24 protein-coding genes are annotated in these 21,763 nt (G+C 64.7%); 10 read left to right on the top strand and 14 right to left on the bottom strand.

Annotated elements, in window-relative coordinates:
• Nucleotides 1–160: 160 nt before the first annotated feature.
• Genes ACFOW7_RS12030 through ACFOW7_RS12020 form a run of 3 tightly spaced genes read right to left on the bottom strand, consistent with a single transcriptional unit; the run spans nucleotide 161 to nucleotide 3,557 of the window.
• A complete protein-coding gene (locus tag ACFOW7_RS12030; protein WP_378164516.1) occupies nucleotides 161–1,156 on the bottom strand; it encodes an ABC transporter substrate-binding protein in 996 nt (331 codons plus the stop codon).
• Nucleotides 1,153–2,931 carry an MFS transporter gene (locus ACFOW7_RS12025; RefSeq protein ID WP_378164515.1) on the bottom strand — a complete coding sequence of 593 codons (1,779 nt, stop codon included), beginning with the start codon at nucleotides 2,929–2,931 and terminating at the stop codon, nucleotides 1,153–1,155. Before ACFOW7_RS12025 ends, ACFOW7_RS12030 begins: the two co-directional genes overlap by 4 nt.
• The gene (locus tag ACFOW7_RS12020; protein ID WP_378164513.1) at nucleotides 2,928–3,557 is read right to left on the bottom strand and encodes a hypothetical protein; all 630 of its coding nucleotides are present in this window, start codon (nucleotides 3,555–3,557) and stop codon (nucleotides 2,928–2,930) included. The genes ACFOW7_RS12025 and ACFOW7_RS12020 overlap by 4 nt, the downstream gene beginning before the upstream one ends.
• Nucleotides 3,558–3,620: 63 nt before the next feature.
• On the opposite strand from ACFOW7_RS12020, the gene ACFOW7_RS12015 reads away from it, so the two are divergent.
• Nucleotides 3,621–4,355 carry a GNAT family N-acetyltransferase gene (locus tag ACFOW7_RS12015; RefSeq protein ID WP_378164511.1) on the top strand — a complete coding sequence of 245 codons (735 nt, stop codon included), beginning with the start codon at nucleotides 3,621–3,623 and terminating at the stop codon, nucleotides 4,353–4,355.
• Here the strand turns inward: ACFOW7_RS12015 and ACFOW7_RS12010 are convergent.
• Genes ACFOW7_RS12010 through ACFOW7_RS12000 form a run of 3 tightly spaced genes read right to left on the bottom strand, consistent with a single transcriptional unit; the run spans nucleotide 4,304 to nucleotide 8,975 of the window.
• Nucleotides 4,304–6,385, bottom strand: a complete 2,082-nt coding sequence (locus tag ACFOW7_RS12010) for a PP2C family protein-serine/threonine phosphatase (protein WP_378164509.1) — start codon at nucleotides 6,383–6,385, stop codon at nucleotides 4,304–4,306. The genes ACFOW7_RS12015 and ACFOW7_RS12010 overlap by 52 nt on opposite strands.
• A complete protein-coding gene (locus ACFOW7_RS12005; protein ID WP_378164507.1) occupies nucleotides 6,385–8,199 on the bottom strand; it encodes a hypothetical protein in 1,815 nt (604 codons plus the stop codon). The genes ACFOW7_RS12010 and ACFOW7_RS12005 overlap by 1 nt, the downstream gene beginning before the upstream one ends.
• Entirely contained in the window at nucleotides 8,196–8,975 is a 780-nt protein-coding gene (locus ACFOW7_RS12000) for a hypothetical protein (protein WP_378164505.1), read from the bottom strand. The genes ACFOW7_RS12005 and ACFOW7_RS12000 overlap by 4 nt, the downstream gene beginning before the upstream one ends.
• A 252-nt stretch (nucleotides 8,976–9,227) precedes the next feature.
• On the opposite strand from ACFOW7_RS12000, the gene ACFOW7_RS11995 reads away from it, so the two are divergent.
• Together ACFOW7_RS11995 and ACFOW7_RS11990 are read left to right on the top strand one after the other, a co-directional pair.
• The gene (locus ACFOW7_RS11995) at nucleotides 9,228–9,653 is read left to right on the top strand and encodes an ATP-binding protein (RefSeq protein WP_378164503.1); all 426 of its coding nucleotides are present in this window, start codon (nucleotides 9,228–9,230) and stop codon (nucleotides 9,651–9,653) included.
• Nucleotides 9,653–10,108 carry a type III secretion system chaperone gene (locus ACFOW7_RS11990; RefSeq protein WP_378164501.1) on the top strand — a complete coding sequence of 152 codons (456 nt, stop codon included), beginning with the start codon at nucleotides 9,653–9,655 and terminating at the stop codon, nucleotides 10,106–10,108. Before ACFOW7_RS11995 ends, ACFOW7_RS11990 begins: the two co-directional genes overlap by 1 nt.
• A 449-nt stretch (nucleotides 10,109–10,557) precedes the next feature.
• Here the strand turns inward: ACFOW7_RS11990 and ACFOW7_RS11985 are convergent, their stop codons facing one another.
• The 3 genes from ACFOW7_RS11985 to sctD are packed head-to-tail and all read right to left on the bottom strand — an operon-like array spanning nucleotide 10,558 to nucleotide 12,358.
• A complete protein-coding gene (locus ACFOW7_RS11985; RefSeq protein ID WP_378164499.1) occupies nucleotides 10,558–10,785 on the bottom strand; it encodes an EscF/YscF/HrpA family type III secretion system needle major subunit in 228 nt (75 codons plus the stop codon).
• A gap of 14 nt (nucleotides 10,786–10,799) precedes the next feature.
• The gene (locus tag ACFOW7_RS11980; protein ID WP_378164497.1) at nucleotides 10,800–11,039 is read right to left on the bottom strand and encodes an EscE/YscE/SsaE family type III secretion system needle protein co-chaperone; all 240 of its coding nucleotides are present in this window, start codon (nucleotides 11,037–11,039) and stop codon (nucleotides 10,800–10,802) included.
• A 2-nt stretch (nucleotides 11,040–11,041) separates the two neighbouring features.
• Nucleotides 11,042–12,358 carry a type III secretion system inner membrane ring subunit SctD gene (gene sctD, locus ACFOW7_RS11975; protein ID WP_378164495.1) on the bottom strand — a complete coding sequence of 439 codons (1,317 nt, stop codon included), beginning with the start codon at nucleotides 12,356–12,358 and terminating at the stop codon, nucleotides 11,042–11,044.
• Between the two features lie 99 nt (nucleotides 12,359–12,457).
• Between sctD and ACFOW7_RS11970 the strand changes: the two genes are divergently transcribed.
• Complete coding sequence (locus tag ACFOW7_RS11970) at nucleotides 12,458–12,793, top strand: STAS domain-containing protein (RefSeq protein ID WP_378164492.1); 336 nt, start codon at nucleotides 12,458–12,460, stop codon at nucleotides 12,791–12,793.
• Between the two features lie 24 nt (nucleotides 12,794–12,817).
• On the opposite strand, the gene sctV is transcribed toward ACFOW7_RS11970, so the two are convergent.
• The 5 genes from sctV to sctW form a co-directional block, all read right to left on the bottom strand.
• The gene (sctV, locus tag ACFOW7_RS11965) at nucleotides 12,818–14,917 is read right to left on the bottom strand and encodes a type III secretion system export apparatus subunit SctV (RefSeq protein ID WP_378164488.1); all 2,100 of its coding nucleotides are present in this window, start codon (nucleotides 14,915–14,917) and stop codon (nucleotides 12,818–12,820) included.
• A gap of 157 nt (nucleotides 14,918–15,074) precedes the next feature.
• The gene (gene sctY / locus ACFOW7_RS11960) at nucleotides 15,075–15,392 is read right to left on the bottom strand and encodes a type III secretion apparatus assembly chaperone SctY (protein ID WP_378164486.1); all 318 of its coding nucleotides are present in this window, start codon (nucleotides 15,390–15,392) and stop codon (nucleotides 15,075–15,077) included.
• A gap of 8 nt (nucleotides 15,393–15,400) precedes the next feature.
• Nucleotides 15,401–15,793: a type III secretion apparatus assembly protein SctX gene (gene sctX / locus ACFOW7_RS11955; RefSeq protein WP_378164484.1), complete on the bottom strand. Its 393-nt coding sequence runs from the start codon at nucleotides 15,791–15,793 to the stop codon at nucleotides 15,401–15,403.
• A gap of 11 nt (nucleotides 15,794–15,804) precedes the next feature.
• Complete coding sequence (gene sycN, locus ACFOW7_RS11950) at nucleotides 15,805–16,176, bottom strand: type III secretion chaperone SycN (RefSeq protein WP_378164482.1); 372 nt, start codon at nucleotides 16,174–16,176, stop codon at nucleotides 15,805–15,807.
• A complete protein-coding gene (sctW, locus tag ACFOW7_RS11945; protein WP_378164479.1) occupies nucleotides 16,173–17,264 on the bottom strand; it encodes a type III secretion system gatekeeper subunit SctW in 1,092 nt (363 codons plus the stop codon). The genes sycN and sctW overlap by 4 nt, the downstream gene beginning before the upstream one ends.
• Before the next feature lie 231 nt (nucleotides 17,265–17,495).
• On the opposite strand from sctW, the gene ACFOW7_RS11940 reads away from it, so the two are divergent.
• From ACFOW7_RS11940 to sctB, 6 genes are all read left to right on the top strand, one after another.
• Nucleotides 17,496–17,792 (top strand): hypothetical protein, encoded by a 297-nt coding sequence (locus ACFOW7_RS11940; RefSeq protein ID WP_378164477.1) that lies wholly within the window; start codon nucleotides 17,496–17,498, stop codon nucleotides 17,790–17,792.
• Nucleotides 17,793–17,864: 72 nt separating this feature from the next.
• The gene (locus tag ACFOW7_RS11935; RefSeq protein ID WP_378164475.1) at nucleotides 17,865–18,416 is read left to right on the top strand and encodes a hypothetical protein; all 552 of its coding nucleotides are present in this window, start codon (nucleotides 17,865–17,867) and stop codon (nucleotides 18,414–18,416) included.
• A 41-nt stretch (nucleotides 18,417–18,457) separates the two neighbouring features.
• Complete coding sequence (locus ACFOW7_RS11930; RefSeq protein WP_378164473.1) at nucleotides 18,458–19,015, top strand: hypothetical protein; 558 nt, start codon at nucleotides 18,458–18,460, stop codon at nucleotides 19,013–19,015.
• Nucleotides 19,016–19,040: 25 nt separating this feature from the next.
• Nucleotides 19,041–19,520: a SycD/LcrH family type III secretion system chaperone gene (locus tag ACFOW7_RS11925; RefSeq protein ID WP_378164471.1), complete on the top strand. Its 480-nt coding sequence runs from the start codon at nucleotides 19,041–19,043 to the stop codon at nucleotides 19,518–19,520.
• Nucleotides 19,521–19,558: 38 nt separating this feature from the next.
• Nucleotides 19,559–20,770, top strand: a complete 1,212-nt coding sequence (sctE, locus tag ACFOW7_RS11920) for a type III secretion system translocon subunit SctE (protein ID WP_378164469.1) — start codon at nucleotides 19,559–19,561, stop codon at nucleotides 20,768–20,770.
• Between the two features lie 47 nt (nucleotides 20,771–20,817).
• Nucleotides 20,818–21,669: a type III secretion system translocon subunit SctB gene (sctB, locus tag ACFOW7_RS11915; protein ID WP_378164467.1), complete on the top strand. Its 852-nt coding sequence runs from the start codon at nucleotides 20,818–20,820 to the stop codon at nucleotides 21,667–21,669.
• Nucleotides 21,670–21,763 lie beyond the last annotated feature (94 nt).

Below are 21,763 nucleotides of genomic sequence, written 5' to 3'. Positions count from 1 at the left end.
GAACCTCTTGTCCGAGCCTGTTCAGGCTGTCTTCTGAATTTTTTAAATTCAATATCCAGCACGCTCTGCACCTTGCAGTCGCTTTTCAGAAAAATTTAATAAATGTGCCTTTACCGCAGTGTCCGGGGCAAATCACGCCAAGCGGACACCCGCGGTAGCCTCAAGGCTTGCTCTGTGCCGCATTGACGACCTCGGCGACGTTGAGCAGCCCGAGCGGTGGATAGAGATCGAGCTGTTGTGCCACCGGCATATTGATGATCAGCGAGAAGCGTTGCAGGGTCTGGGCCGGCACGCTGCCGGCCGGTTTGCGCTCAAGCAGGATCTCGCGTGCCTTGTAGGCGGCAAAGCGGCCGACGTTGGCGCCGTTGCTGAACAGGCCGAACAGGCATTTGGCCTGACGCACGATGCTCTCGGTGGCGCAGAAGGTCGGCAAGCGAATATCGAGCGCCGCCTGGGTGACGGCGTCGCGGTGGGTAAAGGCCAGAAAGGTGCTCGGGCCGATATAGAGGAAATCGACTCGTTGCTCGGCGATCCGCCGCACCAGCAGCGGCAGGGCGCTGGGGTCGGGGCTGCCGTCGCGCAATGGCACGGTTTCCTCGACCAGCTCGAATTGCAGCGAAGGCGCCAGTCGTTGCAGCGCATCGCGCACCAGCAGCGAGTTGGGTTCGGCCGGGTTGGTCAGATAACCCAGCCGCTTGAATGGCCGATAGGCGCGAATGGTATTGAGCTGCACGGTCAGCGGTGCCACATGGCTGACGCCGGTCAGATTGCGGCGCGGCTGCTCCAGGCTCGGTACCAGTCGGGTGCCGAGCGGATCGGTGACTTCGGTAAAGACGATGGGAATATCGCGGATATGGCGATCGGGCTCGGCATCGTCGTAGGTACCGGCCACGGCCAGGGTGGTCGGGGTGCCCCAGGTATAGATCAGGTCGGGCCGCAGCTGGCGCAGTTGCTGGATCAGCGCCGGGGCATCCTCGCGCTTGCCCGAGTAGCGCAGCACGCTGACCTCGGTATCGACCCCGTTCTTGCGCAGATAGTCGCGGAAGGCCTGTTCGGTCGGCTGCTCGTCGCGCGGCAGCACCATGGCGATCCGGTAGGGTGCGGCACCGGCGCTCAGGCTGAGCAGCAGGGCGAAGGCGACAAACAAGCGGGTCATGGTGTTCCTTTTTCGCAATACGGCAGTAAGCCAAGCCATAGATAGACGGTAGCCACACCCAGCAAGGCGCCGAGCGCGCCGACGGCGCCGGCCGGTCCCCAGGCGTCGATGGCGCGCGCGGCCACGATGGCGGCGGCGATGCTACCAAGTCGTTCGGTCAGCCGGAAGGCGGCCAGCGCCTGTTCGGCATCGGTGTCGGGGTGGCGCTCGAAGATATCGGCGACCAGGGCCATCTGCGGCGCACTCAGCACCGCCTGGCCCACGCCGAGCAGGGCACAGGCGAGCGCAATGCCGCCCAGACCGTCGAGCCAGGGCATCGGGGCGCAGGCCGCGACCGACAACAGACCGCCGGCGATCACAAACGGCCGGCGCCGGCCATAGCGGTCGGACCAGCGCGCCACCAGCGGGGCGCTCAGCATAAAGGTAATGAAATACAGCATCAGCACCCGGCCGGCCATGCTGTTGGGGTAGCCCTGGGCCTGGAGATAGAGTGGCGCGAGCAGCAACAGCAGCGCGGCGGCAGACAGCCGGGCCGGGATGGCGGCCCCGAGGATCACGGCTCGGGCGCGCGGCTCGCGCAGTACGGCCAGAAAACCGGCGAGTCCATATTGGCTGCGGCTGCTGCTGGCGGCCGCCGCAAGCTGGGGCAGACGCAGCGCCAGCACGGCACTGAGCAGATAGGCGGCGCCGCAGCCGACAAAGGCCCAGCCGTAGCCGAAGCGGTCGGCCAGCACCCCGCCGAACGCCGGCCCGACGATGCCGGCTGCAACGATGGCCGCGGCGATCTCGGCCAGACCACGGGCACGGTTGCCGCTGTCGGTCAGACGCACGATGGCGGTCTGGGCCAGGATCAGGGTCAGGCCATAACAGGCGCCGCCAGCGCCACGCAACAGGGTCAGGGTCAAGGTGTCGCGCGCCAGCCAGCCCGTGACGGCCAGCAGCGCGGCACCTGCCACGGCAGCCAGGCACAGGGCGCGGCGCAGGTCGGCCCGCTGCGCCAGCCAGGGCCCGAGTGGCTGGGCCAGCGCCAGCGTCAGCATAAAGGCCGTTACCGGCAAGCCGGCCTGCATCGCTGGCGACAAACCCGCCACCGGCGCCAGATCAGCGGCAAACACCGCGAAGAACGGCCGCAGCAATTCCTCGCTGAGCGCAATGGCGAAGATGATCAGCCGGATCTGCGTCAGGCTAGTGCCGCTGGCTATATGGCGGACGTGTCCCAGCGCCAGCGCAAACAACCCGGGCAATGCACTGCGCACCCATAGACCGTGGGTCAGCTCGCGCACCAACACAAAGGCGATTACCAGCGCCAGCGCCAGATCGAGCGCAATGGCGCCCAATTCGCGATCGATATAGTCAAGTCGATAACCGGCGCTGATCTGCGCGCCGCCCGCCAGACGCACGGTCGCTTCGGCATGACCAGGGAGGGGTTGGGCCTGCTCGGGCAGGATGTCTTCGATCCGGCTGCTATGGACCATCGGGCGACCGTCACTGCTGCGCAGCACCAGATAAGCCAGTTCGGCCCGCTCGGCGAGCAGGGCGGCAAACACCGGTTCGATGCCGGGCAGCTTATCGAGTGGGATGCCATAGCGCTGGGCCTGCTCGATCTGGCCGGCCAGCGCGCGGGCCGTGGCGCTGGCATTGTGATCGATCTGCTCGGCCACCAGGGTGCGGGCGCCGTCGCGGGCCAGACTGAGCAGACCGGCCAGACCGGCGATCAGGGCGATCGCGGCAAACAGCAGCACCAGACGGGCACGGCGGCGCGGAGCGAGGCTCATATGGCCTCCAGCGGAGGACGATGGCTGCGTCGCAGCAGCCGCGCTGCCACAGCGGTGCCGGCAGCGGTGAGAAGGACCAGGAGCGCCGCGCCCCAGGGCAGCAGACCGAGCAGAAAATCACGGCAGCGCTGCCGTACATCGGCATCATCGCGTACCAGCCAGATCAGCACTGCCGTCTGACCGCTGGCATCGAGCGCCCGCAGGGCGGTGATGCCGTAGCCGTCGTGTTGGCGCTGCAATACACCTCGCTGACGCAGCAACTGAGGACGCCAGCCCGTGTGTTGCTGTAGCAGCGCCTGGGCGGTGTCGCCGTCGAGGCTGACGAAAGGCCGGCCTTGCGGATCGGTCAGCAGTGCCGCCGCCAGTCCCGGATCGTCACGACGCAATTGATGCAGGGCATAAGCGAGCCGGGTCATATCGGCCGGTTGCAGGCCCAGTCGGAAACCTGCTTCGATCTGTTCGCGCAGCGCCACCGCCTGCTGGCCCGAGCGGGTATGGGCCAATTCGAGCGCGACCTGTTCGACGCGCCAGCCGATCAGCAGCAGGGTCAGGCCGAGAAAGACGCCGAGAAACGCCAGCAGCGGCAGAAACAGCAGACGAAGGGTGGCGGCTTGGGGCGCGGGCATTCTCGTTTACACTGCGAAGTGGGCCGCCGCTGGAATGCGGCTCGACTGTTCTTGGAGTCCGGCATGTCTATACTTCCTTCCCCGATCCGGCCAGAGCTGGCGCTGCCGGCCAGTCTGGGCGGTTTCGCGGTCCGCCTGCTCAGCCCCGACGATCTCGAGGCCATCGTGGCATTGCGGCGCGAAGCACTGGCCTGTCTTACCCATCCGGACGCCTATGTGGTCGAGGACGATGAAACCGGCTTTCTGCTGCAACACTGCGGCGCCGGCGGCGTCACGGTGGGGCTGTTCGAAGGCCAAATACTGGTGGCGTATGCCGCAGTCGGCTTTCCGGCCATGGATCACCCCGACAATCTGGGCAGCCATCTCGGTTTTGCGCCGGAACGGCTGGGTACGGTCGCCCATATCGCCAGTTGCATGGTACGGCCGGCCTACCGGGGCCACGGCCTGCAAGGCACCCTGCTCAAGGCCCGCTTTGCCCTGGCACTGGCCTATGGTCGCCGTCACTGCCTTGCCATGGTGTCGCTGCACAATCATCCGAGCCGCCACAATATGCTGAAACAGGCCATGCGTATCCGCTGGGCCGGCGAGCTGCGCTGCGGCAGTCATCTGCTGCGGCGCCAGGTGCTCCATCTCGATCTGCGCGGCCGCAGCGATGGGGCCGGGCCGGTCGAGCATTGGCTGGGCAGCGACGATCTCGATGCCCAACGCGCGCTGCTGAGCGCCGGCTGGATCGGCGTGGCCGACCGTTACGCCTCCTGCGGCTCGGCCGAACTCGGCTTTGCCACCTGCTCGCCGTAGCGCATCACCACGCAGGTGATATCGTCCGACTGCGGGGTGCCGGCAGCAAAGTCGCGCACTGCCTCGACCAGCCGTTCCGGAATCGTATCGACCGCCTCGGTCGGACCGATCTGCGCCATGGCCTGCATCAGCCGTGCTTCGCCAAACAGTCTGTCGTGCTCGTCCACCGCTTCGGTGACGCCATCGGTGAACATCACCAGCGTATCGCCCGGGGTGAGCCGGATACAGGCGTCGCCAAAGGCGAAATCCTCGACCACCGCCAGCGCCATCCCTTCAGTCTTGGGCAGCCATTCGAGCGTGCCGTCGGCCCGTTGCAGCAGCGGCGGATTATGGCCGGCGTTGAGGAAGACGAATTCCCCCGACACCAGGTCAAGCACCCCGTAGAACACCGTCACGAACATCATCTGCTCGTTTTCCGAGGCCAGAAGCTGGTTCAGCTTGCCAAGGCAGGCCGCCGGCGAGCGGAAGAAGCGGGCGTAGGCCTTGAGCAGACTGCGCGAAATCGCCATGAACAGTGCCGCCGGCACGCCCTTGCCCGACACATCGGCGACCACGACGCCCAGATGATGTTCGTCGAGTAAGAAGTAATCATAGAAGTCGCCGCCGACTTCCTTGGCCGGAATCATGGTGGCGGCAATCGAAATCTCGGCGCGTGGCGGCAGCGCACGCGGCAGGATCGACTGCTGCATCTGGCGGGCGATTTCGAGTTCCTGCTGCAGGCTGGCCAGCCGGGCCTTGGTTTCCATTGCCAGCCGCAGCTCATCGACCAGTTGCAGCAGTTGGCGCTGCTGGTTGGTCACGAGCGCCGACAGGCGGCCCAGGATATCGGCCAGCGCCGACAGCTGATTGCCTTCCTGGCCGGCCCGGGCGCTATCGAGGGCGGCGTCGAGGTCGCTCAGGATATCGGCGCGTACCTGGCTGTCGAGGTTGACCGCCAGGGCGAACAATTGCTCGCGGATCAGCTTTTCCTGCCGTTGCCGCTGCCGTACCCGTTCGTCGCGCAGCATCTCCAGTTTGAGCAGCTCTTCGCGCAGTACTGCAACCCCGCGGGCGATCTCGCCGGCTTCGTCGGGCAATTCCTCATCGCTTTCGGCCAGCCGGGCCTCGGTATCGCCGTGGGCCAGGGCATTGATCACTGCGGCCACCCGGGTCAGCGGCTGGAGCGAGCGGCGCACGTAAAGGAACAGGCCCAGGGTGATCAGCACCGCCATCAGCGCGCCGCCACCGGCCCAGGCCAGGGTGAAGAAGCGGTCATCGGCCGCCGCCTGGCTGTAGTCGCGCAAGGTGACCAGCGCCCCGATCACCCGGCCGTCGGGGTTGCGCACCGGCAGGCTGACCGCCAGATAGACCTGGCCTTCGCGCACCACCCGTTGCACGCCGGCGGTACGTAGGCTCGGATGGGCGCTGACATTGCGCCAGAGCCAGTGGTCCGTGCCATGGGTCATGCGGCCGCGCAGATTGAGCAGATAGGCATCGGCACCCAGATGCTGCTTGAGTTCGTCGAGCGCCGCGTCGATCGGGAAACTGAGCGCCAGCACCCCCACGGTGGAGCTGGTGCTATGCAGTGGCTGGGCGATCAGGATCTGGTAGCGCATCGCATCGATCTGCCCCACGCCCGATAGCGGCTGGCCCAGCAGCAGCTTGTTGAGGCCGCCGGCGTCGAGCAGGGCGCGCTGTTCCAGCTCGGCGCTCGAGGTGAACAGCAGCGAATGGTTCGGGGTATAGGCGTCGATCCGCAGCTCGGGATGTTCGCTGGCGTAGTGCTCGAAGCGATCGTTGGCGCTGCGCTGGTCCTGCCGGGTCAGCGCATCGGCCAGCTCGCGGTCGGCCAGCAGGGCGAGTGCATGCTCTTGCAGGATCTGTAGCTTGCGCGACTGGATCTTCTTCCAGGCGATGTCCTGCGCCAGCATCAGCGACTTGGCGTAGCGCGTCTCGAAGCGTTGGTCGTGCTGCCATAGCATCAGCGCCAGGCCGATCCACAGCAACGACATGGCGGCCGATACCAGCAGAGGCAGGCGGGTGCGCAGCATCAGGGCTCACCCTCGGTGGAGTAGGTGGTGGTCAGGGCCAGTGCCAGTGCCAGGGCTGTCCAGGCCAAGGCGCCGAGAAAGACCGGGGTCCCGAAGCGGGCCAGCGCAAAGGCGGTGCCGAGCACGGCGATGGCGACAATGGTATCGATGCCGGCGTAGCGCGCTTCGACCCAGTGCTGGCTGCGTTGGCTCCATCCGGCGGCAAGCGAGAGGCCGGCGGCGAGGGCCGCGAGCGGCAGACTCCAACTGAAGCCCAGCGCCAGGCCGACGCCGGCCGCCAATAGCAGCGGCAAGGCCAGCCAGTGCCAGCGGCGCCAACCAAAACCGAGCGTCAGGGCGCAGCCGGCGGCGGGGCCGAGGAATAGCCACATCAGCACCAGCCAGTCCTGCAGATAATTGGGTTGGCGCTGCAGCAGCAGACAGACTGCGGTGGCACCGCCCCAGACGCTGCCCGACAGGATGGCCGCCCATAAGCGCAGCGGAGTGCGCGGCGGATATTGGGGCGGTGGCATCCGCCAAGCCGGATGCTGGGCACGTACCGAGAGGGCGGTGAACATGGCGACCAGGGCAATTGCGCCCAGCACCAGACCGCTGCGTTCATGCAGCAGCGGCTCGAGCACCAGACCCAAGAGCGGACCGACGACTTCCAGACCAGCCACCATGCCGGCCATGCAGGCCGGCAGATTGGCATCGCGGCCATGCGCAGCGGCGCGTGCGGCACCCACGGCCAGCACGGCCAGACCGGCGCCGGCAAACAGACGGAGCGTCAACTCGACCCAGGCACTGTGCGGCACAAAGCTGTTGAGCACCAGGGCAGCCGTCAGCAGCAGTGCTCCCCAGCCGGCCAGATGGGACGCCGTGGCCTGGCGCAAAGGGCCGGTCAGTACCGCAGCGCCAGCCAGCGAGCCGGTCAATAGTGCCAGCAGTTCGGCAAAGGCGGCACCGCCCACCGGACCGCCGCCCCGCAGGCCGCCCACGGCGGTGGCGGCCAGAAACACCAGCCAGCGGCTATCCGAGGCCAGACTGTCGAGTCGATGGGCAATCGGCTTGGCGGCGGCGAAGCGGGCGTCGCCGCGGGTTTCCTTCTGTAACTGGGTCAGCTCGGCCCGGCGGTCGGCATCGGGTTCGGTGTCGCGTAGCGAGGCAATCAGCCGCTCGACCCGGACAAAGCGCTCATTGGCGGCGCGGATACGCGAAGCCAGCCAGTCGAGCCGCGGGTCGGCCACCCCTTGACCACTGCCGCGATAGACCTGGTCAAGTGACTTGGCGTTGACGGCCGCCACCATCAGCCGGACGGCATCGGCACGCGACAGCGGACCGCGGCGGAACAGGAAACGGAAGGCTTCGTTGGCCGCCACGACTCCAAGCAGCAGCAGGGCGGCGCAGGCGGTCAGAAGCGGCAGGGCGATTCTGAGCGGATTGGGCGGACGCAGGCCGACCCGCACCTGGGCGATTTCCAGACCGTTGACCCGGGCACTGGCATTGGCGATCTGCTCGGGTAGCGGCTGGCGCGGGCGCAGAATGATACGGCCCTGGGTATCGCTGACTTCGATCGCCACCAGTTCGGGATTGGCCTGAAGTCGGGCTGCGACCAGCTCTTCGAGCCCGATCAGCCGATCGAGCGGCACACCGACCGTGACGGCATGGGAAATGGTGGCGGCGATGCCGTTGGCGACCAGCCGGGCCTTGGTATTGACTTCGGCCGCGCGTACCGTCTCGATACGGCTGAAGGCGATGCTGCCCAGCAGCGTCAGCACCGTGCCGAGCAGCAAGGTGGTGAACAGCACAAACCAGCATTCGAGGCGGCGCGTCATAGGCCGGCGCGCTCCCATTGATGGAGCCGGGTCTGCGCCTGATCGAGCCTTTGCAGCACCGACTTGAGTTCGCAGGCGGCGCTGGACAGGGCGGTGCCGGTGTGTTCGTCCGGATTTTCCAGTTGGGTCACCTCGGCCAGCATTTCCTGGACCGGGCGGCGGATACGCAGATAAAAGCCCAGGATCGCCGCTGCGATGCATAGCCCGGCCAGGGCAAAACCGCGCAGTCTGGCATCGCGGTTGAGTTCTTCGTCGGCGGGGTGATGGGTAAGGTAGGTGGCGGCCAGATAGCCGATGGTTTCGCCAAAGGCATTGCGGATCGGCTCGCCGATCACGGTTTCGCCCGAGTCGCTGACGCTCCATTCTTGGCCCGGTTCGATCTGGGCCAGCCAGCGGCCGGGGACACGTTCGAGGATGGAGCCGCGGTCGGTGTTGAACAGCGACATGCCGCGCTGATCGAAGATTTCGACTGCCTGGAGCAGGCCATCCTGGGCCAGCATCTGCTCCAGCCGCTCCTGGGCGCCGCGGTCGTCGCCCAGCTCAAACCCCAGGGCCAGGTCGGTTTCGATTTTTTCGCGCAGCTCAAGCAAGGTGACGCGAAAGCGTTCGCGCTTGGAGTCGGCGACGATGGCTTCCTGGACCGACACCACCAGCATGACCGCCAAACCACATACCAGGGTGATCACGATCAGCCAGGGCAGACCGATCTCCCATAACAGACCATGGCGGAGTTTCGCTACGCCAAAGGCTTGGCGAAGGCGAGAAGGGGATGTCATGATGTTTGGCGGTCTGATTTTATTGTTTTAAGAGGGGACAGTCGCCTACTATGACGGCGTCCGGGCGACTTTGCATGACTATCAGAAATATATTTTTTCGGCATTGTAGCCTGTCGATTGCTCGATTGAAAAATTCGATAGCGCTCGCTTGCCGATCGCTGTCGTATCCAGACCCCCGTGCCAGAAAAGATAGGCTGGCCGCCGCTGCTTTCCACTTGCTAAAAATGTAAGGATATGTCCCCGGACTGCGCAATGGCCGCGACCTTCAGCCAATCTCTATCGAGCCATCCTGCGGCGATTGCCGTGCTGGCCGAAGCGGTCGAAACCTGGGCCGCCGGCCTGGCCCTGCCTAGCAAAACCGTGTTTGAAATCAATCTGATCCTCGATGAGTTGATCAGCAATGTGATCGAGCACGGCTATGCCGGTCGCGACGATGGTCTGATCGAGGTGGCGGTCGAATACGCCGACGGCGCGGTGACGCTCGAAGTCACCGACCACGCTGCCCCGTTCGATCTGCTCGAACTCGATTCCCCCGATCTGGACGCCGATCTCGACAGCCGGCGCATCGGTGGCCTGGGAGTGCATTTCGTGCGTCAACTCGCCGACGCGGTCGATTATCGCCGTCTCGGCGACAGCAATGTGGTGCGGGTCCATAAGCGTATCGAGGGAGCTGCCTGATGCTGGCCGATCCCGACCGCCTGATCAGTGAATTCGGCACGCTGCTGGGAATGCCCGGGCTGCGGCTCGATGCCCAGCGTCATTGTTCGCTGCTGTTCGATCGCAGCCACCGGCTGGCGATCGCCTGTGACAGCGCAGGCGGACGGCTGGTGCTGCACTGCGCCGTCGGCCCGCTGCCGCCGGCAGTGAGCAGCGATACCCTGATTGCGCTATTGCGCGCCAACTATCTATGGCGCGGCGCCCATGGCGCCACCCTGAGTCTCGACCCCGATGGCCGCCAGGTGACCCTGATGCTGGCGCTGTCTCTGGCCGGCCTTGATACCGCCCAGCTCAATACGGCGGTCGAGAAGCTGCTCGATAGCGTGGACGCCTGGCAACGCTTTCTGGCCGACCCGCAACGGGGCGATCCGGGTCCGGCGCTGGCGCCACTACGCTTCTTCGATATGAAGGCCTGAGCCGGGTTCCCGGCTCAAACAAGGCTTTTGGAAAAAATCCTGAAAAACGTCTGCAAGAATTGATAACGGTTTTGAATAAAAAACCGTGTTTTGTGACGTCTGTATAAGATGGGCGGCAAGGAGGCTGTCGCTTCGTTGCCAAGCCGAAAAGCGGACTTCGTCTAACTATCGATCCTCGACCATGCCTCCAGATGGACCCGACACAACAGGCAAGCTAACCCGCTGGCTCCACCCTGGCTGTCGGCGGTCATGCGAGGGCGGACGCTTGTCCACGGCCGGTCGACGCCGAACCGACCTCAGCAACGGACGATCCATGGGCTTGCCCGAGCGAGTCCAGTCGGATTCCGGGTTTGTCGGCAATACGCCAACGGGGCGTCGGTGACATATCCTGGCAGCTTGTGGCCGGGTCCGTTTCGCTGGTCGATCGCGACGCCAGGCGCCTGCTGCAATCAGGCGGCTTTCTGGATGATGCCTTTCAGGGCGTCGGCCAGTTCCTTGACCACCGTGCTCTGCAACTGGGTCATCATGGTCCACGATTGCAGCTTTTGCTGCATGGCGAGCAGATCGGCCGTGGACGGGTTTTCGCCAAGCGCCGAGATCTGGGCTTTCAGATCGGCTTCGCGGCTTTGGGTGTAGGTTTGCAGGGTCGAATTGATAAAGTCGAAGGTCAAGGCCATGGGAAGGCTCCAGATCAGGGTTGTTCGGTCGGGCCCAGCAAGGGCAGGGCGCGCCGGGCGGCCTCGATGGCATCGAGTGCTGCGGCCCAGCGCTGGAAATCGGCCTTGTCCACGCCCTGACTCAGGATATGGCGCAAGGGGTCGGCGGCCTGGGCCAGTTGCTCGGCCAGCGCCTGGCGCAGCCGGCCGTCGTGGTCGGCGGCCAGGTCGGCTTCGAGTGTCGAGGTGGTAAAGCCGGCAAGCAGGGAATCCATGGCTACCTCGCAAGGCTGACCCGCTCGGGGCCGTCGAAAATCAGTTCGCGGTCGGTGACCGCTACCAGCTTGTAGGCGCCGATCTGGCCGCCCACGGTGATTTTGGCACCATCGGCGGTCAGCACATAGGGCTGTTCCCCGCCCACCACCCCACGTATCCGGAATGGCAAGGGCGGCTGCAAGCGGGCAAAGCTCGCCCGCACCGGCAGCACGGCGCCGTAGTCGCGGCTGAAGTCGCCGAACAGTTTCTCCCAACGTGCCAGATCGGCTGCGGCAAGCGTGCCGCTCAGCTCCAGCGTGCCGTCGGGGCGGCGGATGGACTTGATCCGGCTGCCCAGTCCCGCCTGCTCGATCTCGCGCAGCAGACGGCTTGCCAGCGCGTCGGGCAGCAGCACGGCATTATCGATCCGCTTCAGTCCGGCCACATCTTCCCTGAGCCGCTCCACCGTATCGTCCACGCTTGCCTGATCAGGTGCCGCGCCGCTGAGCCGGAAGGCTCCGCCGCCCAGGCCCTCGAGCCGCAGCGGCAGGGCGGTGCCGGCAAGCGCCGCGCGGCCGTCGGCCAGCAGGGCGTCGTCGGCGTAGACCCGCAGCGCCACCCGCTGCGGCAGCGCCGCCACGGCGCGGGCCAGTCGGGCGCGGCTGGCGTCGTCGCTGACATGGCCCTCGATAATCCAACTATCTTGCAAGCGACGCCAGCGCAGATGCGGACCGACCCCGGCCGCAGCGATGGCCGCCTCGAGCCGGGCACGGCCTTGATCGGCCGGTTTGGCGCTGGTGACAGGTGGCGTCGATTTGCCGGCGCCGGCCAGCCAGACCAGGGCGACCGTCACGATGGCGGCCAGGGCAAGACCGCTGAGGGCAGCCTGACCGAGCCGTCGGCCCAGCGGCGGGGATTCCTTGCCGGGCGCGGGAGGCGGTGCGGCTGCAGCGGGCGGCGCGGTGGTCGCGCCCGGTTCTGCGGCCACGTCCTTGGGCTGGGGTGACTGCACCGGTTCTACCCGGGCCGGCCACGAGGCGTCGGGGCGGTCGAGGCAGAGCCAGACGCCGCCGATTTCCACCACCACGCCGAGGGCGAGCCGGTCGCCGCGTTCGTAGAGGCGGCCATCGAGGCCAAGCAGGCTGCCGCCTATCGGCTCCAGGGTGGCAATATCGCCGTCAAGGTCGAGTGCACAATGCTCCGCCGCAACGGCCGGACCGTGCAGCACGATATCGGCGCGTTCGCCACTGCCGAGCAGATAGCGGCCGTCGGACAGCGGCAGCCGGGCGCCGGCCTGCGGGCCATGAAGGACGCGGAGTTCGAGGCGGGCGGTGGTCACTGAAACGGAATCCTTTTACAGCGCAACGGGCATCATTGCCGGCGACGGACGGTTACAATCGAGAGCGCGGAGTTTACCGGCGCAACCTACGGATCTTTTATGAGCATTCATTTCGAAAACCGCGACCAGGTCGCGGTATTCCGGCCCACGGGCCGGCTCGACAGCGCCAGCTCGCCCGAGCTGGAAAGCCTGGTCAACACCCAGCTGGAGGCCGGCGCCCGCAATGTGGTGTTCGATCTGGCCGATCTCGACTACATCAGCTCGGCGGGCCTGCGGGTGGTGCTGCTGGCCGGCAAGAAACTGCGTGCCAGCCAGGGCCGACTGCTGCTGGCCGGGCTGCGCGACAATGTGCGCGACGTATTTGCCATGAGCGGCTTTCTGTCGCTGTTCAATGTGGTGGCCTCGGTCGATGAGGCGGTGACGGCCCTGAGCTGAGGGCGGATAAGCCGGCGCCATGGGCTACAACTCGATGCGCGCCAGCGGCTGGATATTGATCTCCTGGGTCAGCTCCTGATAGGACAGCACCGGCAGATCGTATAGATCCTGCTCGATCATCTTGCGCAGATAGCGGCGGATATCCATCGAACTGAGCAGCACCGGCTTGTGGGCGCTGGCAGCCAGATCGCCCACCCCGCGCTTGATGTTCTCGACCAGCCGCTTCGATACCGCCGGGTCGAGCGCCAGATAGCTGCCCGCCGAGGTCTGGCGGATCGCGCCGCGCACCGTATCCTCGACATTGGGCGCCAGCAGATAGGCGGGCAGCAGATTCTGCCCGCTCGAATACTTGTAGCTGATCTGGCGCTTCAAGGCGGTGCGCACATACTCGGTCAGCAGCACCGAGTCTTTCTCCTTCTGCCCCCACTCGATCAGCGCCTCGAGCACGGTGCGCAGATTGCGTACCGAAATCTCTTCCGACACCAGACGTTGCAGAATCTCGGCGATCTTCTGGATCGGCAGCACCCGCTGCGCTTCCTTGACCAGATCGGGAAAGCGGCCCTCCATGGCGGTCAGCAGGAACTTGGTTTCCTGGATCCCGATAAAGTCGGCCGCGTATTTCTTCAGTACGAACGCCAGGTGATAGGTCAGCACCTGGGTCGGCTCCATATGGGCGATGCCGGCGCGGCCCAGCGGCTCGCGCAGCTGGTCGCTGACCCACAGCGTCGGCAGGCCCGGCAGGAACTGACGGTCGGTCTCGAAGGCCACCCCGAGCGCCTTCAGATTGTCGGGCTGCTCGCGCACCAATAGATAACCGGGGCGCAGACGGCCCTGCGAAACCGGGACTTCGGACAGATGGATCGCATAGCTCTCAGCGGCCAGCCGGTCGTTGAAGCGCAGCTGGATCCCTGGAAACGGCACGCCCAGATCGAAATACAGCGCCCGGCGGATCTTGATCAATTCATCGTTGAGCCGGTCGGCCTCGAAACTCTGACTCAGACCGGCGGCCACATCGATCAGCAAGGGCACGGTGGGGGCGAATTCCTCGCCGCTGTCGCTCTTGCTGCGGCTCGCCGGCGGCTGGCCGGCAGCGGCCATGGCGGGCACCGTGGTGACGGCGCCGGTTTTCTCGTCCACTACCTTGCGCTCGCCGCGCGTCAGGGTATAGCCGACGGCACCGACCACCAGCGCCAGCACCATAAAGATCGCTGTCGGCATCCCCGGGATCAGGCCAAAGCCCAGCATCACCACCGTGCCGATCAGGAAAGCGCGCGGCTGTGCCAGAATCTGGCCACCGATATCGCGGCCGACGTTGGACGGGCCGCCGTCGTCGGTGCTGACCCGGGTGACGATGATGCCGGCGGTAATCGAGATGAACAGCGCCGGGATCTGGGCGATCAGGCCGTCGCCGATGGTCAGGATCGAGTAGATCTTGACCGCGTCGCCGGCGCTCAGATCACGCTGCAAGGTCCCGATCAGGATGCCGCCCAGCAGGTTGACCGCCACGATGATCAGCCCGGCGATGGCATCGCCCTTGACGAATTTCATTGCGCCGTCCATGGCGCCGTAGAGCTGGCTTTCCTTTTCCACCAGACCGCGTCGGCGGCGCGCCTCGTCCATGTCGATCACCCCGGCCCGCATATCGCCGTCGATCGACATCTGCTTGCCCGGCATCGCATCGAGCGAGAAGCGCGCCCCGACCTCGGCCACCCGCTCGGCACCCTTGGTGATCACCACGAACTGCACGATGGTCAGGATCAGAAACACCACCAGACCCACCACCAGATTGCCGCCGACCACGAAGTTGCCGAAGGTGTGGATGATATGGCCGGCGTCGCCCTGCAACAGGATCAGCCGGGTGGTGGCGATCGAGATGCCGAGCCGGAACAGCGTGGTGATCAGCAGTACCGTCGGGAACGAGGAAAAGGCCAGCGGCGAGGGCAGATACATCGCCACCATCAGCAAAATGGCCGAGATGCACATATTCACCGCGATCAGGAAGTCGACCAGCGGCGTGGGCAGCGGCAGGATCATCATGAAGATGATGCAGACGATCAGCGCTGCCAGCACCAGATCATTGCGGCTGGCCGCGGCCATGACAAAACGTTGCAGCAGGCGTTGCACGGTGAATCGGGCCTCCTGGCCGGGTGGCCGCTGAGCGCGGCGGTTATCGGTGCCACCGGCGCAGGCCGGCTAACACTACCTATAAAGAAATTTTATTTTCTATTTGTAACCGGCAGGGTTTCTTGCACATGTTTTGCCGGATATTTGTCTTTTACCATCAGCGCAAGGCGATGAAGCTATCCATGGCCCGCGCCGCCTCGCTGTCGCGGCCAAGCCGGGTCAGGGCCTGGGCGCGCAACAGATGGATGCCGGCGTCGATCTGACCGTCTTCGAGCAGACGATCGAGGCTGTCGAGCGCCGCTTCCGACTGGCCGGCCCGGGTCTGGGCGCAGGCCAGCGCCAGCTGCAAGCGCTTATCGGACGGATAGAGTGCCGCGAGTGCGCCATACAGCGTGGCAGCCCGCTCGGGCCGGGCCTGTTGCAGATAAAAATAGGCCAGCACTTCGAGCAGCTCACGTTGTTCGGCTTCGAGCATGGTCGGGCTTATCCCTGGTAGAGCGCGCTGCGGTACATCTGGAGCAGGTCACGCAAGGCGGCCTCTTCCTGTAATTGGCGCGCTGCCCGGCTAAGCGGCCGGGCCAGATGGGGTTCGCTGTCGGCCAGCTGGCGCAGCGTGCTGACGGTGCCCTCTAGCACCTGACGGAAACGGGCCGGGGCCAGGATTTCACGTTGGTTGAATTCGGGGCGCAGCACGGCATCGAGCAGATCGTCGAGCCGGGGCATGGCCAGCAACTGGTCGAGCCGGGCCTGGGTAGGCAACTCGGCGGGCGGCAGTTCGCTGCCGCTGGGTAACCCACCGGGCGGCAGGTCGTCGGCAGGGACGATGCGCTCGATGCCGCGATCGAAATTGAAACCCTGGTAGCGTAAGTCGTCCATAGCGCGAGCACTCAGCGGGCGGCCAGCTGACGATGCAGCCGATCGAGCAGTTGCAGCGCTTCTTCAAGCGCCGGGAGGGTAAAGGCCGCATGGGGCAGGCGGGTCAGGAACAGCAGGCGCTGTTCGGGCAGGCTGCCGGTCTGCACCGGAAAGCGCCAGCCCTGGCGGCGTTCCACCAGCTTGAGCGCCCGCTCGGCCAGCGTGGCGTCATGGTAGTCGAGCGGTCTGACCAGGTAAATCAGCACCTCGTCGTCGCGCCGCTCGATGCCGAGGCTGCCCTGGTCGCTGAAGCCGAGCTGCACGACGCCCTGCTGGTCGAAACGCAGGTCTGCAAGGCCGAGCTGGCGGCCGAAATCGTTCAGGGTGGCGTCAAGCCAGTTCATGCTTCTTCCTCGCGTTCGATGGCCTGATCCAGGGCTTCCTGCACGGCATTGAGCAGTGCCTGCCGGCTGTCCTGATCGGCGAAAATCTTGATGGGCAGGTCCTTGGCGGCCAGTTTGAGGCCAAACAGCAAGGCGACCTGGGCAGTCGGCTCATGGACGCCGAAGCGGTCGGTCAGCGCGGTGAAGCGGCTGGCACTGATCCAGCGCTCGCTGCTCAGCTGGATCAGCTCCTGCATCAACACCTGGGCGTCGACCTGCTTGCAGCCGTGGCGCTGCGCCAGCGTGGCGGCGAGGCTCTGGCAATGTTCGAGCACGGTCACGGCCACTTCGATCTGATACAGGTCATCGAGAATGGCCTGTAAGCGCTGCGGTTCGCGCGAGGGCCGGGCGGCGGCCAGATCGTCGCCGAGCGCCTTCATCAACAGCGGCACGGCACGGGCGAATTCGGCGCTGCCAAAGCGCTCGAGCAGCGCCTTGACGGTGGCGGCCAGGCTGGCCTGGCCCAGTACCATGTCCTGATAGGCGCCCCGCAGGCGGGCGCCCGCTGCCGGGTTGCCGAGTTCACGGCCGGCCGCAGCGGCATTGAGGCCGGCGTGGATGCGGTCACCATGTTCGGCCTCCAGTTCGGCCAGCGCTTCATGGATGGCGTCGAGTTGCTCGGCCGAAGCCCCGTCTTTCTCACCTTGGCGCGCGGCGTATTGCAGCGCCAGAAAACGCTCGGCCGGGTCGGGCAGCGCCTGCGCCAACTGGTCGGGCTTGGCGCCGCGCGCCAGCATCTGCTTGGCCAGTTCCACCAGCTTTTCCGGAATCTGGCCGTGCATATCGTGCAGATAGGCGGCGATCTGTTCAAGCGTCAGCAGTTCGGGGCCCCGGCGCGCTTCGAGTTTGCGCTCCTGTAGCCGTTTGGCATCGGCGCGCTCGGCGTGGGCGAATGTGATTTCCTCGGCCGCGTCGGTCAAGATCGAGTTGGCGTCGTTCTTGAGCGTCAGCGCCTCACCGCGCCAGCTCCCGTTCTGGGTGGCTGTCTGCGCCGACTGGTTGGACTGCGAGCCGAGCGAGCCCAGTCCGTTGCTGTCGATCCTGATCATCTTGCAGTTTCCTTGATCCTGTTGAGCGCTTGAGTAACAGCAGACGCCGATTGATTCCATCGGTGTGCCGGCGGCTGGCGAGTCGCCATGATTTTCCACCAGCAGATCAGTGACTTGTAAATTTTGCCATGATTGGCTGCAAAAAACCGTGAACCGGTTTGACCGACCCGTTACTTACCCGGGGAAGCGTGCTGCAGCGCTGAGTCGTCACTTTCCTAGGAGAGCAGTGAAATGAGTATGAATCCCGAAGACAAGGCGGTTGAGATTATCGCCGCCGCGAACAAATTGGTCGCCGATGTACAGCGTGAGCTGGAGGAGGCCGAGTCGATGTACCGCCAACATGGTATCGATCCGGCCAAGCTGCGCAGCTATGTCGACGGCAATCTGTCGGCTGAGGACAAAGCCAAAGCCGAGGCGCTGGTCAAGGCCGATCTCGACGCCGTCGAGGACGAAGCCAGCCAGGCCAAACTGCACGCCGCCCACGCCGAATCGAGCGGCCGCATCAAGCGCCCCAAGAGCATGGTGTAAGGCAGGAAAGAATCCTGCCTTTATTGTGCAAGACGGGTTAAAGAGTTTGAAAATTTTATAAAGGAAACAACAATGACTACGCCAATTAATGGCAGCAGCAGCATCAGCCAGATCGATCTGTCGCAGTACGACCTCGAAACCGCCATGATGATGGTGCAGAGCGAGCGGGCCAATCTGCTGGAAACCCAGATCAAGGACCAGCTCGAAACCATCCAGAAGCGCAATCAGGACATTGCCAAGCTCAACGAACTGATCGGCAAACTCAAGGCCGCCCGGCCGTCGGGCACCGACCCGGAAGCCTGGGGTCAGCTGTCGCCCGGTAACGCCAGCGCCGCCGAAGGCATCTACAACGATGTGCGCGCTGCCGGCCTGACCATGCCCACCGGTGGCGACGAAGTCAACAACAGCGGCAATAACGGTATCTACGACGCCAAGCAGAAGACCTTCGATGTATGGGTCGAGCAGCTCAAGGGCAAGATCGACAGCCTCAATTCGAGCCAGCAGATGGACATGCTGCGGATGCAGAGCCTGACCAACAAGCGCAATGAAGCCTTCGACCTGATGACCAACTTCATCAAGAAAATGGCCGATTCGCGCAGCAGCATCCTCGGCAATATGCGCTAAGCCCGGCCTATCTTCTAATACATCCAGAGAGGAAAACGATTATGACCACCTCCGTCAATGCCAGCAGCGGTGTCAATCAGGTCGATCTGTCGCAGTACGACCTCGAGACCGCACTGATGATGGTACAGAGCGAGCGGGCCAATCTGCTCGAGACCCAGATCAAGGACCAGCTCGAAACCATCCAGAAGCGCAATCAGGACATCGCCAAGCTCAACGAGCTGATCGGCAACCTGAAGGCGGCCCGCCCGTCGGGCACCGATCCGGAAGCCTGGCATGGCCTCAGCTATTCCTGGGGCAACGACGATCGCACCAAGTCGAGCAATACCCGCCAGGCCCTGATCGACGCCGGCTGTACCGTGACCGACAGCAACTGCAAGGACGTCGACGGCAACGGCACCATCGATGCCCAGCAAAAGACCTTCGATGTGTGGATCGAACAGCTCAAGGGTAAAATCGACAGCCTCAACTCGAGCCAGCAGATGGACATGCTGCGGATGCAGAGCCTGACCAACAAGCGCAATGAAGCCTTCGACCTGATGACCAACTTCATCAAGAAAATGGCCGATTCGCGCAGCAGCATCCTCGGCAATATGCGCTGATCCCCGCCCTACCCCGGAGCAAACCATGGCCGCCCAAGCAGAATTCGATTTCGAGAGCTTTGCCACCGAACTGGTGGACGTGTTTGCACATGGCGGCACGCTCAAGGATATCCACGGCTATACCGACGACGAGTGCGATGCGCTCTATACGTTGGGCTACAACCTGTACAACCAGGCCAAATATGGCGATGCGCTGAAGATCTTCGGCTTCCTGCTGCAGCACGACCAGCTCGAGCGACGCTACTACAAGGCGTTTGCCTCCTGTCTGCAAATGCTGAAGCGCCCCGAAGAAGCGCTCAAGCACTACACCATGGCTTCGCTGTTCGATCTGACCGATCCGGAACCGACCTTCCATACCGCCGAATGTCTGGCGTCGATCGGCTTGATCGAGGAAGCGCGCGAAGCAATCGATGTGGTGCTGGAACAGACCCAGGACAAGCCGCAATACCTGGCCCTGAACCAGCGCGCCACCGCCATGCGGGAATTGCTGGCCGGTCGCAGCTGAGCCAAGTGGAAGCCAACGGGGCTATCTAGGAGAGAAAGATGACGATTCAATCGATCAATGTCGGTAACGGCAACCTGCCTGTGGCCAACGACCCGACGGCGCTCGCCCAGAGTGTCCAGGTCAATGCCGCAGCGGTCGCCCAGATCACGGAGATCGCGGCCCAGTACCTGCAAAGTGTCGGCGGCAACGTCGGCGGCAATCAGGGCGGACGGGCACCGCAAGGTGCACCTGAGCTCGAAGCGCCGCGCGGTGATTTCAGCTCCGACCAACTCGCCTTGCTGCTGATGTCCTTGCAGAACAAGAGCGAAGATGCGCAGTTGCAGACCGCCAAACAGGGTCTCGAGATTTCCAAGCAGCAAAAAGAAGATATGCACAAGCGCGCGATCGAGAAGATCGAAGAAGCTGCGCGCAAGGCCGCCGAAGCGGCTGAAAAAGCCAAGGCCAACAAGGTCCTGGGCTGGTTTACCAAGGTTTTCGCCTTCGTCGCCGCAGTGGTCGCGACGGTGGCTGCGGCGGTCGCGACCGTCGCCACGGGCGGCGCAGCCGCCCCTCTGCTGGCGCTGGCCGTGATGGGCCTGGTTGCCACCGGCATGGATCTGGCCAATCAGATCAGTCAGGAATGCGGCGGGCCTGAAATTTCGCTGAGCAAATGGGTTACGGAAGGCTGCGCCAAGCTGCTGACCGCGATGGGCATGTCGGAGGAGGACGCGAAGAAGTACGCGCCGATTCTGGCTGCCGTCGCGGCGACGGTGGTGTCGGCAGGTGCCACGGCCATGCTGGCACCCGATCTGTACGGCAACGCCGTCGGCGCCATCTGCCAGCTGTGCGGGGTGGATGAGCAGACCGCCCAGTACATCGCCATGGCGGTCACCCTGGCGGTCCAGCTGACGGTGGCGGTGGCCATGGTGGTGGCGACGGGCGGCTCTTCGGCCGTCAGCGGCGTGGCCAAGACCGCCCAGAACGTCGGCAAGATCGCCGGTGCGGTCGGCCAGGGCGTCAATGGCGCGCTGGGCGTGGCCCAAGGCGGCTTGACCATCAGCCAGGCCGACTCGCAGAAACAAGCCGATCTGGCCAAGTCGCAAAAGGCCGAGTTCGACAAGATGATCGTCAAACTCAAGCAGCAGATGGAAGACGAGCGTGAGCGGATCAAGGAGCTGCTCGAGCAGCTCGATATGGCGGCCCAGATGGTCAGTCAGATGATCGCCGCTGCCAGTTCCACCCGCGTGCAACAGGTCCGCAACATCGTTTAAGCCAAGGCGGGGCCCAGCCGGCCCCGGCCTTTGCCAAGGAGTACACCATGCCCGATATCCGTATTTCCAGCCAACAGAACGTTCTGGCACTCGATCCTTCGCTGCAAGCCGACGCCCCGCTCGAAAGCGGCCAGCAGGAGGAAATCTCCCACGATCTGGTCGCCCATCTGCAACTCGAAGGCCAACGTATCCTGGCCCAGATGCGCTCGGGTGCCCCGGACCTCGAGCCGCCCCATAACGGCAAGGCCGATTCCAACGAGGTCAACGGCGCGCTCGAGCAGGCTTCGGTCCAGCTCTACGCCGATATCTTCCAGTTCATGGCGCTGTTCATGAAGTTCGCCCAGGAAATGCGCCAGACTGCCCGGCTTGACCGTGAAATGACCCTGCAATCCCAGGTCAGCGCGCTGCAAGCCGCCGCCGACGAGATGCGCGAAGCCGCTGCCAGCCGTTTCAACGCTGCGCTGGCCCAGGGTATCTGCCAGATCGGTGCCGGTGCGATCCAGATGGGTGGCGCCGCCTATTCGGGCTACAAGGCCTACAAGGCCAGCGGCACCTACGATGTCAGCTCCAAGGGTGAACATCGGATCGGCTTCGATACCCAGTCCGGTCAGGAAATGCTCAAGCGCGGCGACACCGTCCGTCTGGGTGCCGAAGGGGTGGGCAGCCTGGCCAACGGCACCGGTACGATTGCCCGTGGCTCGATGGACAAGGAAGCCAGCGAACACGACGCCAAGCGCTCCGACCAGGAAGCCGCCTCGCGCATCCATGAAGCGGCGCGCGAGAAGGCCAAGGAGACCATGGACATGATGATGGATATCATCCGCGACATCCGCGACAAGCTCGCTGCGATGGAGCAATCCAACGTCGAAGCCAATCGTGGCATCGCCCGTAATATCTGATCAGGCAGTCTGATCGAGCCGGACGGCCGGTCCGTCCGGCGGCGCTGCTGTACAGGCGCCATGCTTCCCTCTATTCCGTGCCCAGGAGACAGAC

Origin of the sequence: Chitinimonas lacunae (genome assembly GCF_042650885.1) — a bacterium.
In the GTDB taxonomy this organism is placed as follows: Bacteria; Pseudomonadota; Gammaproteobacteria; order Burkholderiales; family Chitinimonadaceae; genus Chitinimonas_A; species Chitinimonas_A lacunae.
Note: the sequence above shows the minus strand (reverse complement) of the source record. Positions and strands in the feature narration are given on the sequence as shown.

Coding starts and splice junctions, on each gene's coding strand:
- ACFOW7_RS11940 (WP_378164477.1), top strand. CDS start 17,496: ATGAGTATGAATCCCGAAGACAAGGCGGTTGAGATTATCGCCGCCGCG.
- ACFOW7_RS11930 (WP_378164473.1), top strand. CDS start 18,458: ATGACCACCTCCGTCAATGCCAGCAGCGGTGTCAATCAGGTCGATCTG.
- sctB (WP_378164467.1), top strand. CDS start 20,818: ATGCCCGATATCCGTATTTCCAGCCAACAGAACGTTCTGGCACTCGAT.
- ACFOW7_RS12005 (WP_378164507.1), bottom strand. CDS start 8,199: ATGACGCGCCGCCTCGAATGCTGGTTTGTGCTGTTCACCACCTTGCTG.
- ACFOW7_RS11925 (WP_378164471.1), top strand. CDS start 19,041: ATGGCCGCCCAAGCAGAATTCGATTTCGAGAGCTTTGCCACCGAACTG.
- ACFOW7_RS11935 (WP_378164475.1), top strand. CDS start 17,865: ATGACTACGCCAATTAATGGCAGCAGCAGCATCAGCCAGATCGATCTG.
- sctY (WP_378164486.1), bottom strand. CDS start 15,392: ATGCTCGAAGCCGAACAACGTGAGCTGCTCGAAGTGCTGGCCTATTTT.
- sctW (WP_378164479.1), bottom strand. CDS start 17,264: ATGATCAGGATCGACAGCAACGGACTGGGCTCGCTCGGCTCGCAGTCC.
- ACFOW7_RS11990 (WP_378164501.1), top strand. CDS start 9,653: ATGCTGGCCGATCCCGACCGCCTGATCAGTGAATTCGGCACGCTGCTG.
- ACFOW7_RS11980 (WP_378164497.1), bottom strand. CDS start 11,039: ATGGATTCCCTGCTTGCCGGCTTTACCACCTCGACACTCGAAGCCGAC.
- ACFOW7_RS12020 (WP_378164513.1), bottom strand. CDS start 3,557: ATGCCCGCGCCCCAAGCCGCCACCCTTCGTCTGCTGTTTCTGCCGCTG.
- ACFOW7_RS12000 (WP_378164505.1), bottom strand. CDS start 8,975: ATGACATCCCCTTCTCGCCTTCGCCAAGCCTTTGGCGTAGCGAAACTC.
- sycN (WP_378164482.1), bottom strand. CDS start 16,176: ATGAACTGGCTTGACGCCACCCTGAACGATTTCGGCCGCCAGCTCGGC.
- sctE (WP_378164469.1), top strand. CDS start 19,559: ATGACGATTCAATCGATCAATGTCGGTAACGGCAACCTGCCTGTGGCC.
- ACFOW7_RS12010 (WP_378164509.1), bottom strand. CDS start 6,385: ATGCTGCGCACCCGCCTGCCTCTGCTGGTATCGGCCGCCATGTCGTTG.
- ACFOW7_RS12025 (WP_378164515.1), bottom strand. CDS start 2,931: ATGAGCCTCGCTCCGCGCCGCCGTGCCCGTCTGGTGCTGCTGTTTGCC.
- ACFOW7_RS12030 (WP_378164516.1), bottom strand. CDS start 1,156: ATGACCCGCTTGTTTGTCGCCTTCGCCCTGCTGCTCAGCCTGAGCGCC.
- ACFOW7_RS11985 (WP_378164499.1), bottom strand. CDS start 10,785: ATGGCCTTGACCTTCGACTTTATCAATTCGACCCTGCAAACCTACACC.
- sctX (WP_378164484.1), bottom strand. CDS start 15,793: ATGGACGACTTACGCTACCAGGGTTTCAATTTCGATCGCGGCATCGAG.
- ACFOW7_RS11995 (WP_378164503.1), top strand. CDS start 9,228: ATGGCCGCGACCTTCAGCCAATCTCTATCGAGCCATCCTGCGGCGATT.
- ACFOW7_RS11970 (WP_378164492.1), top strand. CDS start 12,458: ATGAGCATTCATTTCGAAAACCGCGACCAGGTCGCGGTATTCCGGCCC.
- ACFOW7_RS12015 (WP_378164511.1), top strand. CDS start 3,621: ATGTCTATACTTCCTTCCCCGATCCGGCCAGAGCTGGCGCTGCCGGCC.